We start from the raw sequence: 15616 nt of genomic DNA, 5'->3' as shown, positions 1-15616 counted from the left end.
GCCTTTAAGAGACATATACGCATTCCATCGTTCGGGTCAGGCTGAAACTTAGGCGAGTGCAGCAAGCCATAATTTGGGCACGCCGCTCATCTTCCTGCCGCGCGAATCCGCTGATCTGACCGATGAAAACTCTCCTTGCCCGAGAACCAGACACCTTTGTCGATCTGATGCTCCTCCTGCTGCTATCGACGCTATGGGGTGCTTCGTACGCGTTGATCAGGGTTGGCGTTGAAACCATTCCTCCGATCACGCTGATTGCCGCACGGACCTTGATCGCGGGATTAATTCTCTTGGGCTGGATGATCTTCAAAGGCATTCCGATGCCCCGCGACCCTGCAATCTGGCGGCGTTTTTTTGTGCAGGCGATGCTGAACAGTGTCGTGCCTTTTACGCTGATAGCGTGGGCTGAACGCTCGGTGGAAGCGGGACTCGCCACCATGCTGAATTCAGCCTCACCCGTTGTCGCGTTTCTGGGAACCTGGCTGATCACACGACATGAATCGGTCACGCCCCGGAAGTTGTTCGGCGTCACGGCAGGGCTGGTTGGAATATGTCTCGTCGTGGGCACGACCGCGTTTCATGGGCTGGGAAATCAACTGCTGGCTCAGTTGGCCATTGTCGCTGCAACGGTCTGCTACGCGGGCGCGGCGCTCTATGGGCGTTCGTTCAAGGGATTGCCCGCGGCCGCGCCCGCAGCAGGGTCGCTACTCGTTGGGACCGTGCTGCTCGTTCCAATAAGTGCTTTCGTCGACAAGCCCTGGACCTTGCATCCATCGAATCATTCGCTCATCGCGTTGATCGCGCTCTCGGTCTTTTCAACCGCGTTGGCATTTCTGATTTACTTCCGGCTCGTACAGACCTTGGGGCCTGTCGGGACTACGGCGCAAGCCTATTTGCGCGTGCCGATAGGGGTAGCCATAGGCGTGGGCTTACTGGATGAAACGCTGGCGCCGTCGGCATGGTTGGGCCTGGTGTGCGTGGTCGCGGGTGTTGCCGCCATGACGATTCCCTCGCGAAAACGCCGTCCGTTGCCGACTTAGCCGCCGACGCAATGACTAACGCTGACGGACATGACGCGCCTTGGCGTTTTCCCCTAAACCGGCTTTAAAACAGGCACGACTACGCCAGAAAACGCTCGTCGATTAGCGGCAATATCAAGCCTTCGAAATGGAGGTTGGATCATGGTCTCGCTGCAACTGCTGCTTGTCTTTATCGGGGCCCTCGCGGTCGTCTATGCGCTCCCCGGCCCGGACATGGCGCTCATCTTACAGAGCAGTTCTTCGCATGGCCTGAAGCACGGGCTTTCGACTGCTGCCGGTCTGGCAATTGCCCGCAGCCTGCATGTGACGTTGTCGGCGCTCGGCGTTGCTGCGTTGCTGCGTAGTGCACCGTGGCTCTATGAAGGTGTACGGATTGCTGGAGCGCTTTATCTCGCCTACGTGGCGATCCAGATTTTCCGCTCGCCTGCGTTCGGTCTCGACGACAACAATTTAACGTCGAAGACGCGCCCGCGCTTGCGCGCCTCGATGTCAAAGGGCGTGCTAAGCAGTCTGCTCAATCCGAAGGCGTTGCTGTTCTGTTCGGTGTTGCTGCCGCAATTCGTGCATCCGGAAGCAGGCGCGGCCTGGTCGCAGGTTCTTGAACTCGGCGTGGTGCTGGTCGCGATCGGTGCGGCGTTCGACACAACGCTGGCGTTTTCCGCCGTTCGGTTGTCCCGCTGGTTGCGCAGTCATCCGCGCGCGCAGGTCTTGCAGCGCTGGACGTTCTCGGCCGCGTTGCTGGCGTTTGCGCTGAGGTTGTCGATTGAGTGAAACGGTGTCGGCCCGCTTGATTAAACCAGCGGGCCATCTGCTTGTTTGCTCCTGATTGCCACCAGTATTGAACCGCCCACAATCAGCAAGATACCCAGCAGCGACACCATGCCGACCGTCTCGCCCCAGACCACGTAACCAAAGATTGCGGCCCACACAATGCTCGTGTAGTTGTACGGCGCGAGTTTGCTGGCATCGGCTTGACGAAACGCCATGGTCAACAACAGTTGCCCCGTGCCGGCCAGGACACCGAGCAAGGCCATCAGCGCCAGAAAATCCAATGTGGGCGTTTGCCATACGAAGAAGAGCGAGAGCCCGCTGACGACCGCACCAATCGCGGTGAAGTAAAGCACGGTGACACTCGAATCATTCGATGCGCGGATTCGCTTGATTTGCAGAATCGATAACGCTCCGAACACCGCGCTTGCGATAAGCAGTACCGGGCCGAGCCAACTCGTCTGATCGCTGCTGGGGCGCACAACCAGCAGCACGCCCATAAAGCCGATCGCAGCCGCGCCGGCATCACGGCGTCTTAGCGTTTCCTTGAGAAGCAAGGGCGCCAGCACGATCACGAAAATGGTTTCCGAATAGACGATAGCAACCGCTTCGCTCAATGGCACGTAAGGCAATCCTGCGAAGAACAATCCGAGTGCGCACAGCAAGGTAATTGCGCGTAGCGTCTGCGCCGGGAAATCCAGGGTCCTTATCCGTTCGCTTAAAGGCTTGCCATGCAGGCACATCGCGAAGGCGGGCAACAGGCCGAACACCATTCGAAAGAACGTGATCTCGTTAGCGGGGTATTTCAGGCTGACCGACTTAGCGAGCGCATCGACCACGGCAAAGCAAAACATGGCTGCGAGGATTTGCGTGATGCTGCGCAGCGGCACTGCTCTGCTTTGGGCGATAGATGAAGACATAGTGATGACAGCTCGAAGGAAACGCGGCGTCTGACCGCAAGCGGCCCGGGGTAAAGCAGGTAGACGTGGACGATCGCTGCCAAGCGAATATGAACGCTTAAGTCGAGCGCATACGATACGAGAACCAGCTAGTCTGGGCATCGGGAAGCTTATCATTGGATCAATGCGGATTAGATGATGGTTTTGCTCACGTTATTGATCGAAAACGACAACTGGTTAGGGACTTGTTGGGCGGGGGCGGGGGTGGGGGCGCGTTGCACGAGTTCTGCGTTAGCGGTCGGGGTCAATGCCGGGTTGCTAGGTTTTGGGGCCAGCGGTATGGTTCATCGCCGGGTTGGTGCTTTCCAGGTCTTCGCGCGTTTTATGTTGAATGTTTTCTTTATCACTATTAGCCACTGCGCGTGGCAGCGCGTCATTTCTTTGTCCAAAGCGACAAAGAAACGAAGCAAAGAAAACGCTTTCACCGCTCTACCCTAAGTGTCCACAGCGTGCAGTTCCATTTCATGGGTGCCCCAAAAGCACGGCGCTCGCCAGAGCTTAAGATGTTTGAACCCCTCCTTCTCGCGAATCCTGACAGTAAAACGCTTCGCCCCGTACGCTCTCGGGCTAGCACCCTTGTCAAAGAACCCCGCACGGCCTCACGCGTATCTACCGCTGTGGTTCTTCGCGGGTTAGCTGGTCGGTTCGCGTTGTTATTTCGGGGGTTGGCCTCACGCATTCTGCGGCTTTTTTCTTGGTGCTTTAAAAAATGGTTCGGCATGCATACAATTTGGAGGTTGGTTTTCCGCGGATAACGCAGGGCGCTCCTTGGGCGGGGTCAGTCGCTAGTGCTAGCCCGAGAGCGTACGGGGCGAAGCGTTTTACTGTCAGGATTCGCGAGAAGGAGGGGTTCAAACATCTTAAGCTCTGGCGAGCACCGTGCTTTTGGGGCACCCATGAATCAAAACTGCACGCTGTGGACACTTAGGGTAGAGCGGTGAAAGCGTTTTCTTTGCTTCGTTTCTTTGTCGCTTTGGACAAAGAAATGACGCGCCGCCACGCGCAGTGGCTAATAGTGATAAAGAAAACATTCAACATAAAACGCGCGAAGACCTGGAAAGCAGCAACCCGGCAATGACTCAGACCGTTAACGCTAGAACCACCATCCCAACACTGACCCTGACCCCCAACCCAAAACCACCCCGTCCAACCCCCGACCAAGCGCGAACCAAACCCAATTTGCAATCGCCCTAAGGCATTACCTCGCCGGCATTGATCGCGCCTTCTTCTTGTAGCGCGTGAATACGTTCATCGGAGAAACCATATTCCCTTAACACTTCCGCCGTGTGTTGACCCAGCAACGGCGCGGGCATCGCCGACTCGGTACGTCCGTCAGAAAAGTGAATCGGCAAGCCCAGACCGCGCATGCGCCCCGCTACCGGATGCGTCGTCTCGACAATCATCCCGCGCGCCAACGCTTGTTCATGCACCACCGCTTCGGGCACGCCGAGCACCGGTCCCGACGGCAAGCCGATTGCATCGAACGTGGCAAGCCATTCATTCGTCGTTCGCTCAATAAGTCGCGCCGTCAGAATCTCAACCAGCGCGCCCCGATATTTCAAGCGCCCGGCATTCGTCCTGAAACGCTCATCTTCCTCAAGCCCCGCAATATCCAGCGCTCCGACCAGCCGCTCGTAATTGCTCTGATTCGCCGCGCCAATATTCACCCAGCCGTCGCGGGTCCGGAAGGCCTGATACGGCGCGCTAGTCGGATTAGCGGAACCTGCCTTGGGCAACACCGTGCCGTCAGCGAAATAATTAGCAAAGGCCCAGTACATCTGCTGCAAACCGGCTTCGAATAACGAGGTATCGACCATCTGGCCCCGCCCGGTCTTTTGCTTGGCCGAGTACGCCGCGCAAATTCCAAGCGCGGCGAGAATGCCCGCGTTGATATCGGTGACGGGCGAGCCCGCCTTGATCGGCGCCTGACCCGGTTCGCCGGTCATGCTCATAAGACCGCTCATGCCCTGCGCGATCAAATCGAAACCGCCTTTGTCGGCCATCGGTCCGCTACGGCCAAAACCCGAAATCGCGCAATAGATCAGACCGGGATTTTCCGCCTTGAGCGCGTCGTAACCCATGCCCAGTTTTTCCATCGTGCCGCGACGATAGTTCTCGGTGACGACGTCGGCCGTAGCCAGCATCTTGCGCAGCACTTCACGGCCGCCGTCGGTCTTGAGGTTGATGGCCACACCGCGTTTGTTGCGGTTCACGATAATGAATGACGCCGATTCCCCACCTTCCAAAATGGGAGCGAAGCGGCGGCAATCGTCACCGCCGGGAATTTTCTCGACCTTGATGACATCGGCGCCCATGTCGGCAAGCATCATTCCGCAAATGGGTCCCGACATGATGTGAGCCAGTTCGATAACGCGCATCCCGCTAAGCGGACCCTTGCTGCCTGTTTCTGTTTCGAGCATATCAACGCCCCTTGAATTCGGGTTTGACCTTGTCGAGGAAGGCTTGATAACCCGTGCGAAAGTCCTCCGTGCCAAAGCACGCGAAACCTTCGTCACGTTCCTCGGGCGTGAGCGCCGCAGGGTTCATCGCGCGCTTGACGAACTGCTTGTGCCAGCGTGCAACCAACGGCGCGCCATCGGCTATCCGGGTTGCCGTTGCAAGCGTTTCCGCGGTGACCTGATCGTCGGCAACGACTCGCGTAACGAGTCCCTTGGCGAACGCTTCTTGCGCCCCGAAAATGCGCCCCTCCAGCAGGATTTCGAGCGCAATGGCGGGTCCAGCAAGCTGCACGAGCGCATCGAGTTCGGCGTGCGCCATCACCAGGCCGAGGTTCTTGATCGGCACGCCAAAGCGGCTGGATTCCCCGCAGATACGCAGATCGCACATGGCGGCAATCTCGAGTCCACCCCCCACGCAAATGCCGTGAATCATCGCGACAATCGGATGCCTGCATGCACCCAGCGCTCTCAACGTGCGATGCATGATCGCGCCATACGCGCGGGCTTGCTCGACGTTGGAGCGATCGGTCTGGAACTCGGCGATGTCGTTACCCGGCGAGAAGGCTTTCTCGCCGGCGCCGCGCAGGATGATGCAACGGATGGTGTCATCGGCAGAGAGGGCATCAATAGTCTCTCCCAACGATTGCCAAAGCGGTTTGGTCATCGCGTTGAGCTTCGCGGGCCTGTCGATGACAACCGTCGCGATGAACCCCTCGCGTTCGATCAAGATGGATGGTTCAGCCACATCGTCTCCTGGAGAAAAATCTAAACGAATTTCCTGGCTGGCTCGGCGCCTTCCGTTCCTTCAGCGCCCGCAGCAACGACGTCTAACGCGCGGTCCGGCCGCATGGTGAACGAGAGCACAATGCCGACGCCCATCAGGATCATGGAAACCGTGAATGGCAGGTTCCAGTTCCCCGTCTTGTCGATCAGGAAACCGCCCACGACCGGACTGATAATCGCGGCCAGTGCAGAGCCCGAATTCATGATGCCGCTCGCGGTGCCGGCGTGCTTCGGCGCGATGTCCATCGGCACGGCCCACATGGGTCCGATCGTCATCTCGTTGAAGAAGAATCCGCCGCTCAGGCAAACTGCAGCCAGCGTAATCGACATATTGGACACCAGCATGATGGGCGCGAGCGACAGCAACGTCAGCAGCATGCAGACGCCGACCATCACATTACGGGCCATGCGCAGATTTCCGCTGCGCCGCAAGATACGATCCGTGACCGAGCCGCCAAGCCAGTCGCCAAGAACGCCAGCGAAAAACACGCCCGATGCGAACAACGCCGACTTGCCCAACTCCATGTGATAGTTGTGGAGAAAGTACTGCGGAATCCAGCCAAGGAAGAGCCATAACACCCAGCCGTAGCAGAAGTACACCGCGGTCACCGGCGCCATCCGTCCCAGCAATGCACGCCATGGAACAGGCACGCGCTGCTTGACGCCGGAGAACGATGAAAGCGTGGCGCACTCATCGGCGGTAATGCTCTTGTGGTCACGGGGGTTATCGCGGAAATAGAAGATCCAGACAATCGCCCACAGGAAACTCACGATCCCGGTCACGATGAAAGCACCACGCCAGCTCGTCGCGATCATCAACCAGACGATCAACGGTGGCGCCACCGCGTTACCAATGCGCGACGCGGCATGCGTGGTTCCTTGTGCAAAACCGCGTTGATCGGCAGGCATCCAGTTCGACATTGCGCGGGTAGCGGTGGGGAATGTTGCCCCTTCGCCCAGCCCAAGCAACAAGCGCGCAGCGATCAGCGATACAAACCCGCCAGCCAGCCCCGTCATGATCGTGGCGCCCGCCCAGATCACGGCGCAGACAGCAAGCGTCCGACGCGGCCCGAAGCGGTCCCCCACCCATCCGCCAATAATCTGGAAGACAAGATACGGATAGGCAAATGCGGAAAATACAAAGCCGATCTGGACATGCGACAAGTGCAGTTCCGCGCCGAATTGCGAGGCAGCGGTACTGACGTTGACACGGTCAACATAGGTAATGAAATACATGGCGCACAGCAGCAGTAGAACGCGCGTCGTAGCTCGACGGAACATCATCGTCTCCTTGAGTAGTACGTGCTTCATCAAGGCGCCCACGGGCACCCGAAGCGAACTGCATCCGGAACTTGCTAAAGCTTTTGCTGAACCTTATTGAATGGGCGTTAAATCGATGCTGCGAATCCTGGGTTTGCGCGGTCGTGCCATGCTGGTCTCCTGTGCGCGGAATTTGTTGCCGTCCGCTGTTTATGTGAATCCGTACTTATTCAATAGTCCCTTAGCGCCGCGGCCAGTACCTGGGCGACATGCAACGCCTTCGCATCCGTGCCGTCCGCTATCTGGTGACGGCAACTGGTGCCGTCGGCGACGATCACGGCATCCTGTGCTTTCCGCACGGCGGGCAGCAATGACAACTCCGCCATGGCCTTCGATGCTTCGTAGTGCTCGGCTTCGTAACCGAAACTCCCGGCCATGCCGCAACACGACGACTCGACCACCGAGACCTCCAGCTGAGGAATCCAGCCGAGCACGGCCTGCACGGGACGAAATACATCGAAGGCCTTTTGATGGCAATGGCCATGAACCAGGGCCTTCGGCTGAGCGAGGGGTTTCAGCGAAAGCCGCAGGCGTCCCGCCTCTTTCTCGCGGACCAGGAACTCTTCGAACAGGAACGATGACTGCGAAAGCTTGCGCGCTTCATCGCCATAACCGTAGTCGAGGAATTCATCGCGGAAGGAAAGCAGGCACGACGGTTCAAGACCGACAACCGGCACGCCGCGTTCTATATACGGCCGCAATGTGTCCAGCGTGCGGCGCGCTTCCGCCTTCGCTTCATCGACCCGCCCCGCCGAGAGGAACGTGCGCCCGCAGCACAGCGGCCGTTCACCCGCCTTGATGTTCAGGTGAACCGTGTAGCCTGCGGCTTCGAGCACGCGCTTGGCGGCGCGGGCGTTGTCGGGTTCCATGTAGTTGTTGAAGGTATCGACGAAAAGCAGCACTTCCTTGTCGCCTTGCACGGGTGGCAAGGGTTGTATCGCCGTCGATAAAAACGACTTCACGAATTGCGGAAATGCACGTTGCGGCGCAAGGCCAAGACGGGTTTTTAGCCAGCCTGCGAAACGCGGCAGGCGCTCGACCGATCCGAACAACGACGGCATGCGGCTCGCATACGGCGCGTAGCGCGGCAGAAAACCCACTAGCCGGTCCCGCATGCGTAAGCCATTCGCCGCCGTCCACGCAGCGCGCGCTTCGATCTTGATCTTCGCCATGTCGACGCCCGTGGGGCAATCACGCTTGCAGCCCTTGCACGACACACACAGGTCCAGCACATCTTTCACGTCCTGGCTGGCAAGGCCGCCCTCGCCAAGCTGTCCGCTGATCGCGAGCCGCAGCGTATTCGCGCGGCCCCGCGTGACATGCTGCTCATCCTTGGTGATGCGATAGCTCGGGCACATGGTGCCCGCATCGAACTTGCGGCAATGGCCGTTGTTGTTGCACATTTCGACGGCCTTCGCGAGGCCGCCGGTGTGATCGTCGCCCGTTCCCGGCGAGGTCTCGACACCCGTCAGCGGATCGCGCGTCACGTTCCATTGCGACCAGTCGAGTTGCGTGGCTATCTCGCGTTCGCGATACGTTGGCGGAAAACGGAAGTTCGTTGCATCGTCCATTTTCGGTGGATTCACGATGCGGTCCGGACTCATGCGATTCTCGGGATCAAAGAGCGTCTTGATCTCGCGGAACGCTTCGTTCAGACGCGGCCCGTATTGCCACGCGACCCATTCGCCGCGGCACAAACCATCGCCGTGTTCGCCGGAATACGCACCCTTGTATTCGCGCACCAGCGCCGACGCTTCCTCGGCAATCGCCCGCATTTTTTCTGCGCCGGTGCGGCGCATGTCGAGAATAGGCCTTACGTGCAGCGTCCCGACGCTCGCATGCGCGTACCACGTGCCTTCAGTGTGGTGCTTGTGGAAGACCTCGGTGAGTCGCGTGGTGTATTGCGCAAGATGTTCGAGCGGCACCGCGCAATCTTCGATGAACGACACCGGCTTGCCGTCGCCCTTCATGCTCATCATGATGTTGAGACCGGCCTTGCGTACTTCCCACAAGGCCTTTTGTTGCGAGGCATCGGGCATCTCGACCACCGAACCGGGCAAGCCCAGATCGCCCATCAATCCCACAAGCTGTGCAAGCTTCGCGAGTTGCACCGCCTTGTCCGCGCCGGCGAATTCGACCAGCAACACGGCTTGCGGCTGGCCGACCAGCGCACGTTCGATCACCGGACGGAACGCGGGATTGGACATCGACAGGTCGATCATCGTGCGGTCGACCAGTTCCACCGCGACCGGTCCCAACTTGACGATGTGCTGCGTCATGTCCATTGCATCGTAGAACGTGGGGAAGTTCACGACGCCAAGCGTCTTATGCTCGGGCAAGGGCCAGAGCTTCAACGTGAGTTGCCGGCTGAAGGCGAGCGTGCCTTCGGAGCCCACCAGTAATTGCGCGAGATTCGGCTCGCCATCAGCGCTGAAGGGCAAGGGACTCTGGCAATCGAAGAGATCGATGTTGTAGCCCGCCACGCGCCGCAATACCTTCGGCACCTGCTCGCGAATTTCATCGCGTTCGCGTTGCGCTATTTGCTGCACGCCTTCAACCAGCGACCGCGTTCGCGCATCGGATGACATCGCGTGCAATGCCGCGAACGTGGCTTGATGACCATCGGCCAGCACGGCGTCGATAGACACCACGTTGTGCACCATGATCCCGTATTCCATCGACCGCGAGCCGCATGAGTTGTTGCCGGCCATGCCGCCGATCGTGCATTGCGCGCTGGTCGATACATCGACGGGAAACCACAAGCCATGTGGTTTCAGCCACGCGTTCAGATGGTCGAGCACCACGCCCGGCTCGACCGTTACCGTGCGCGCTTCACGATCAAAGTGGACGATATTGTTGAGCCACTTGCTGGTATCGATAACCAGCGCCTCGCCAATCGTTTGCCCGCATTGGCTCGTTCCCGCGCCGCGTGCAAGCACGGGAACATGTGCGTCGCGCGCGATCTCCAACGCGAGCAGCAAGTCCGCCTGATCCTTTGGCACGACCGCGCCCAGCGGCATGATCTGATAGATCGATGCATCCGTCGCGTAGCGTCCGCGCGCCGCCCGGTCGAACAACACGTCGCCGCGTAATTCTTTGCGCAAGCGCATGGCCAGCGGTGACAACGTGGCGCGCGCCGACGCCGGCATCAGGTGAATCGGCTGGACGAGCGCTTCGGAGGATTTAGTGAGCATCGGCGTCTACGCGCGGTTGAATAGTGGGGAGTTTGCGAAGGAGCGCCCTCGTCTTCGCGCTCGTTTTCGTCTTTCGCGCTTAAGCCGCCGCCTTCAATTCCGGCGCTGCGGCGTGGCTCGTCAAGTAGTCCATCGCTGCCAGGACGCCGCTCCCCGCGGGCTTCACGCCCGACAACTTGAGGCCCATTTCGCATCCCGTGAGCGTTGCCATCAGCGTGAGGTCGTTGCAGTCGCCCAAATGCCCGATGCGGAACATGCGGCCCTTCAGCTTGCCGAGGCCCGTGCCAAGCGACATATCGAAGTGCTCGTAGATCGTCTTGCGAATCGCATCTGCGTCGACGCCTTCAGGCGTCATCACGCCCGTCAGCACCGGCGAATAAACGGCCGGATCGGCGCACTGAATTTCGAGTCCCCACGCGTTGACCGCAGCGCGGCAAGCAGCAGCCAATCTTTGATGGCGGGCAAAAACTTGATCGAGCCCTTCGTCGCCGATCATCTCAAGCGCTTCGGACAATCCGTACAACAAATTGGTGTTCGGCGTGTACGGCCAGTACCCGCTCTTGTTCATCTCGATGATCTCGTCCCACGCCCAGAACGCACGCGGCAACTTCGCGTCCTTACTCGCCCTGATTGCCTTCGGCGAGACCGCATTGAAGCTGATCCCCGGCGGCAGCATCAAGCCCTTTTGCGAACCGGACACGGTGACATCCACGCCCCATTCGTCATGCCGATAATCCGCCGACGCAAGTCCGGAAATCGTATCGACGAGAAACAGCGCCGGATGTCCGGCCGCATCGATCGCGCGACGCACTGCTGCAATGTCCGACGTGACGCCCGTCGAGGTTTCGTTATGGACGACGCAAACTGCCTTGATCGTGTGCTGCGTGTCTTCGCGCAAACGCGCTTCGATCATGTCGGCCTGCACGCCGCGCCGCCATCCCTCGATACCGGGAAGCCCCAGGAATTCCGGCTTCAACCCGAGGTTCTCGGCCATCTTTTTCCAGAGCGTCGCGAAGTGGCCGGTCTCGAACATCAACACGGTGTCGCCGGGGCTGAGCGTGTTGCAGAGCGCCGCTTCCCATGCGCCAGTGCCCGATGACGGATAGATCACGACCGGCTGTTCAGTCTTGAAGATGGCCTTGATGCCGTCCAGGACTTTCAGGCCTAACGCACCGAATTCCGGCCCGCGATGGTCGATCGTCGGATAACTCATTGCCCGTAGAATGCGGTCCGGAACCGGGCTGGGGCCTGGAATCTGCAGGAAATGACGACCAGCGGGATGGAAATCGAGTTTTAACATGATGCGTCCTTTGAATTTTGCATGCAAAATACTTTAACGCACCAAGGCGGTGACCGGTAGTGGTAAATGCGTGTTTTTCTTAGGTGGAAACCCGCCCCTCCAAACTTACCGGCGCGGTACGGTAAAATCGCGTCAATAGAAAAGGTTGAGGTATTGAATGCAAAATGATCATTTGGCGGATTCGCAGATCGCACAGATTGCGCAGGTCGCGACTACGCTTCCCAAAGTCGAACGGCAACGGCTGCATGACACGGTGGTTGAGCACCTGCGTAATTTCATCGTCGAGGGCTTGCTTGCGCCCGGCGTGAAGCTCAACGAACGCACGTTATGCGAGACGCTGGGCATTTCGCGCACGCCATTGCGTGAGGCGCTGAAGGTGCTGGCGTCCGAGGGACTAATCGACATCCTGCCGAACCGGGGCGCATCGGTATCGCAGATGAGCGAGGCGGAGATTCGCGAGACGTTTGAACTGATGAGCGGGCTGGAAGCGTTCTCGGGCGAACTCGCGTGCGAGCGGATAACGCCTGCCGAGCTGAGCGAAATCAAGGCGCTGCATTACGCGATGCTGGCTTGCCGCGAGCAGAACGACCTGTCGGGGTACTACAGCCGCAATCAGGCCATTCACGACAAGATCAACGACGCCGCGCGCAATTCGGCGCTGCGACAGACGTATATATCGGTGAACCGGCGGTTGCAGGCGCTGCGGTTCCGGTCCAACTTCCAGACGGTGAAGTGGGACAGCGCGATCCGCGATCACGAAGCCATGATCGAGGCGCTGGAAGCACGCGATGGCAAGCGCATGGCAGGAGTCTTGCGCGGCCACTTGTTGTCGAAGCGCGATGCGGTGCTGGCTGAGAGAACGATGACGACGGTGCGCACGCGCTCGGAAGGCGGCACGTTGCCTGACGCGCCGCCGGGTTAAAACCGGTTAAAGCGGTTTAGCGGGACACCAGGTAGCGGTTGAAATCGGCGGGGAAGTTGAGAGCGGGCTTCAATACCGCGTCAAGCGCCGCGATCTGCGCGTCAGTCAGCTTGAGATCGAGCGCGGCAAGATTCGCCTGAAGCGGGTCGATCCGGCGCGCGCCCAGAATTGTCGATGTCACACCCGGCGTGAAGGGGGAGCGCGCCTGGGGCCTAGTCACGCGTAGGGCTAAGTTTTATGTCAGGGCCGACGCGGCCGCAAGCACAAGTATTTGCGTTGCCTTATCATTCCCCGGCCTGCGCCCAAGCCAACATCAAGCCCAAAAAATAGCGACCCATGCCTATGGGCACCGCGCCCAAGACCGCATCCATGCACCCCGCAGCAGACCACCTGACTCAAGCCCCAAAAGCAAGGCCCGCGCGCATCGTCCTGGCTACCGTCGTCGGTAACGCGTTTGTCGCGTACGACTTCACGGTCTACAGCTTCTCCGCTGTCATCATCGGCAAACTCTTCTTCCCGTCGCACAACCCGCTGTCTTCGCTGCTGCTGTCGCTGGCAACCTTCGGTGCGGGATTCGTCATGCGCCCGCTCGGGGCCGTCATCATCGGGCAGATCGCCAACAGCCGGGGGCGCAAAGCCGGCATGACCTGGTCGCTCGCGTTCATGACGCTCGGCACATGGCTGATCGCCTGCCTGCCGACGGTTGCGTCGATCGGACCAGCGGCAACGGTGCTGATGGTTCTCGCGCGACTCATGCAGGGGCTCGCGGCAGGCGGCGAGATCGGACCGGCGTCAGCCGTACTGATGGAATCAGTCCCGCGAGAGCGCCGCTGTTATCTGACCAGTTGGCGTGGCGCGAGTCAGGGCGCTGCCGCATTTGCCGCTGCGACGGTTGGAGCAATCACGACCGCCGTGCTCTCGCCAGCCGGCATGGACGAATGGGGATGGCGGATTCCGTTCCTGCTCGGCGGATTGATCGGCCCCGTCGGCTGGTATTTGCGCCGGCGCATGCCTTCGATTTCCATCGAGGTGCCCAAGCGCCCACGGCTCGCGACCCTGTTCTCAGAACACGGACGCACGCTCATATATGGAACGTTGATAATGGCCGCGCCGTCGATCGGCATCTACATCACGGTGTTCTACATGCCGAGTTATCTGATTCGGACATTGCATCGCCCCCCGGTCATCAGCCTGCTGACCGCGAGCCTGTCCGGTCTCGTGATCATGGTCGTGAACCCGCTGGTGGCCCGGATCGCCGATCGCCAAAAGCGCCGCAAGCCCATCCAGTACCTGGCGCTCGTCGTCTGTCTTGTGTTGACGTATCCGGCCTTCCTCGCATTGAAAATGGGCGTAGGCGATGTCACCGCGCTATTGATCATCCTGGCATATGTGGCGGTCGCGCTCAGCAACGCCGGCGCCAGCACGGTGATGATGCTGGAGGCCTTTGCGCCGCAGCATCGCGCCGCCGCGCTGTCCATCATGTACAGCTTCGGCGTGGCAATTTTCGGCGGGTTTTCGCCGCTTATCGTCACGTGGCTGATCGCTGTGACCGGCAATCCGATGATGCCCGCGTGGTATCTGATCGCCGCCATCTGCATCACGCTGTTTGCGCTGCGGCGCTTCCCCGAAACGGCGCCCGACTGAAGCGGTTTTCGCGCTACCCGCCTATCTGCCGCCGGGCCCGTACGAAGACGGCAATTCCAGCTTGCTCGCCCGCTGCAACTCAAGCGCGCGAGCGCGCGCATCTAGCGGGCTCATGCCGTATGCACGGCGAAAGGCGCGCGTGAAATCCGACGCGCTATTGAAACCCAGCCCGTAGGCAATATCGATAACCTGAAGGTGCGGGAAGCGGACCAGCTCGTCGGCTGCCTCGCGCAAACGGCGATTGCGGATATACGCGCCCAGTCCGCCTTCATGCTCGAACCATCGGTAGATCGTGGCGCGCTTCAATTGCAGCGCATCCACCACGCTGGAAGGCGAAAGCTCCGGCTGGTTGAGATTCGCTTCGACGTATCGCCGCACCTGGCTCATCACGGCCGCCTGCACGGCTGCGCGGCCGTCGCCGGTCAGTCTTGCCTGCTTGCGGAAGGCCGCAAGCAGCAGTTGCGCGCCGGCATCCATTTCCCGCGCTGCCTGCGCCGCGGTCATTCCCGGCAGATCGCGGCTGAGCGCCAACGCGTGATTCGTCACCAGCTGGGTCAGCGGCGCACCGCGCTCGACAGTGCGGCCATGAATCGAATCGGCGTCCGGGAACGTGGCCTCGACGGCCGCTCTTGGCACGAACATCGTCAATACGTGGCATTCGGTCCGCTTGACGCGAAACGGCTGGTCCATGTCGAAAACGACTATTCCCTGAACCGAATCCGGGGCGCTGCGTTTTTTCTGCATGCCCTTTCCCGTGTCGACCTCGCCCTGCACAAAGATGTGGAAAACATAGTCGCGCCGTACGTCAGTGGACACTCTCGCGACCGAGCGTTCAAGCGACATGGCGTCGGTCGTGGAGTCGGTGAAGACAAGATCGCCCAGTGCATACCGGTCGATACGGCCGCTAAAGCCGCTTGTAATCTGCTCCTTCGAAGGCAGGACATCCACGACATGTCCCACCCGCTCACGCCAGGCGAGGAGCTGCTGATCCGCCTTCGAGGCGTACGTGTTGAAGCTGCTGTGGACGATGTCAGCATCCGGCACTGCCGCCTGGGCGAGCCCGTCTCGACGGGTATGCGAAGCCATTGTTTTTACCTGATAGCGCCCCAAAATAGCCGATCGATTCGGCCGCAAGTCGGGGTGATCAATTTATTTGGAGAATTGAGACATAGGGTAAAGCCTGCCAAAAACAGTGCGGTATCTTCAGATCAATAACTTCGCGGCCCA

13 protein-coding genes are annotated in these 15616 nt (G+C 59.8%); 5 read left to right on the top strand and 8 right to left on the bottom strand.

What is annotated here, in order from left to right; all coding sequences use genetic code 11:
* The first annotated feature begins 122 nt into the window (after nt 1–122).
* Together ACSQ83_RS29490 and ACSQ83_RS29485 are read left to right on the top strand one after the other, a co-directional pair.
* Nucleotides 123–1040, top strand: a complete 918-nt coding sequence (locus ACSQ83_RS29490; protein ID WP_436230568.1) for a DMT family transporter — start codon at nt 123–125, stop codon at nt 1038–1040.
* 141 nt (nt 1041–1181) lie between these two features.
* The gene (locus ACSQ83_RS29485; protein ID WP_436230567.1) at nt 1182–1811 is read left to right on the top strand and encodes a LysE family translocator; all 630 of its coding nucleotides are present in this window, start codon (nt 1182–1184) and stop codon (nt 1809–1811) included.
* A gap of 20 nt (nt 1812–1831) precedes the next feature.
* Here the strand turns inward: ACSQ83_RS29485 and ACSQ83_RS29480 are convergent, their stop codons facing one another.
* Nucleotides 1832–2728: a DMT family transporter gene (locus ACSQ83_RS29480; RefSeq protein ID WP_436230566.1), complete on the bottom strand. Its 897-nt coding sequence runs from the start codon at nt 2726–2728 to the stop codon at nt 1832–1834.
* A gap of 174 nt (nt 2729–2902) precedes the next feature.
* Between ACSQ83_RS29480 and ACSQ83_RS29475 the strand changes: the two genes are divergently transcribed.
* The gene (locus ACSQ83_RS29475) at nt 2903–3205 is read left to right on the top strand and encodes a hypothetical protein (protein WP_436230565.1); all 303 of its coding nucleotides are present in this window, start codon (nt 2903–2905) and stop codon (nt 3203–3205) included.
* A gap of 752 nt (nt 3206–3957) precedes the next feature.
* On the opposite strand, the gene ACSQ83_RS29470 is transcribed toward ACSQ83_RS29475, so the two are convergent.
* From ACSQ83_RS29470 to ACSQ83_RS29450, 5 genes are all read right to left on the bottom strand, one after another.
* Nucleotides 3958–5187: a CaiB/BaiF CoA transferase family protein gene (locus ACSQ83_RS29470; protein WP_414951497.1), complete on the bottom strand. Its 1230-nt coding sequence runs from the start codon at nt 5185–5187 to the stop codon at nt 3958–3960.
* A 1-nt stretch (nt 5188) separates the two neighbouring features.
* Nucleotides 5189–5971, bottom strand: coding sequence for an enoyl-CoA hydratase/isomerase family protein (locus ACSQ83_RS29465; RefSeq protein ID WP_414951498.1), 783 nt, complete (start codon nt 5969–5971; stop codon nt 5189–5191).
* 20 nt (nt 5972–5991) lie between these two features.
* Nucleotides 5992–7293: an MFS transporter gene (locus ACSQ83_RS29460; RefSeq protein WP_414951676.1), complete on the bottom strand. Its 1302-nt coding sequence runs from the start codon at nt 7291–7293 to the stop codon at nt 5992–5994.
* Between the two features lie 206 nt (nt 7294–7499).
* A complete protein-coding gene (locus tag ACSQ83_RS29455) occupies nt 7500–10523 on the bottom strand; it encodes an FAD-binding and (Fe-S)-binding domain-containing protein (protein WP_436230564.1) in 3024 nt (1007 codons plus the stop codon).
* Between the two features lie 79 nt (nt 10524–10602).
* Nucleotides 10603–11823: a pyridoxal-phosphate-dependent aminotransferase family protein gene (locus tag ACSQ83_RS29450; RefSeq protein ID WP_436230563.1), complete on the bottom strand. Its 1221-nt coding sequence runs from the start codon at nt 11821–11823 to the stop codon at nt 10603–10605.
* Between the two features lie 157 nt (nt 11824–11980).
* Here ACSQ83_RS29450 and ACSQ83_RS29445 point away from each other — a divergent pair, with 157 nt between their 5' ends.
* Nucleotides 11981–12745: a GntR family transcriptional regulator gene (locus ACSQ83_RS29445; protein ID WP_414951503.1), complete on the top strand. Its 765-nt coding sequence runs from the start codon at nt 11981–11983 to the stop codon at nt 12743–12745.
* A gap of 16 nt (nt 12746–12761) precedes the next feature.
* Here the strand turns inward: ACSQ83_RS29445 and ACSQ83_RS29440 are convergent, their stop codons facing one another.
* A complete protein-coding gene (locus tag ACSQ83_RS29440) occupies nt 12762–12965 on the bottom strand; it encodes an aldo/keto reductase (RefSeq protein ID WP_436230562.1) in 204 nt (67 codons plus the stop codon).
* Between the two features lie 149 nt (nt 12966–13114).
* Between ACSQ83_RS29440 and ACSQ83_RS29435 the strand changes: the two genes are divergently transcribed.
* Nucleotides 13115–14389, top strand: coding sequence for an MFS transporter (locus tag ACSQ83_RS29435; RefSeq protein ID WP_414966382.1), 1275 nt, complete (start codon nt 13115–13117; stop codon nt 14387–14389).
* Nucleotides 14390–14410: 21 nt separating this feature from the next.
* Here ACSQ83_RS29435 and ACSQ83_RS29430 read toward each other — a convergent pair whose 3' ends face one another.
* Nucleotides 14411–15475 (bottom strand): AraC family transcriptional regulator, encoded by a 1065-nt coding sequence (locus ACSQ83_RS29430; RefSeq protein WP_436230561.1) that lies wholly within the window; start codon nt 15473–15475, stop codon nt 14411–14413.
* Nucleotides 15476–15616: the final 141 nt, after the last annotated feature.

The sequence above is a fragment of the Caballeronia sp. LjRoot29 genome (assembly GCF_964252755.1).
Taxonomy (GTDB): Bacteria; Pseudomonadota; Gammaproteobacteria; order Burkholderiales; family Burkholderiaceae; genus Caballeronia.
Note: the sequence above shows the minus strand (reverse complement) of the source record. Positions and strands in the feature narration are given on the sequence as shown.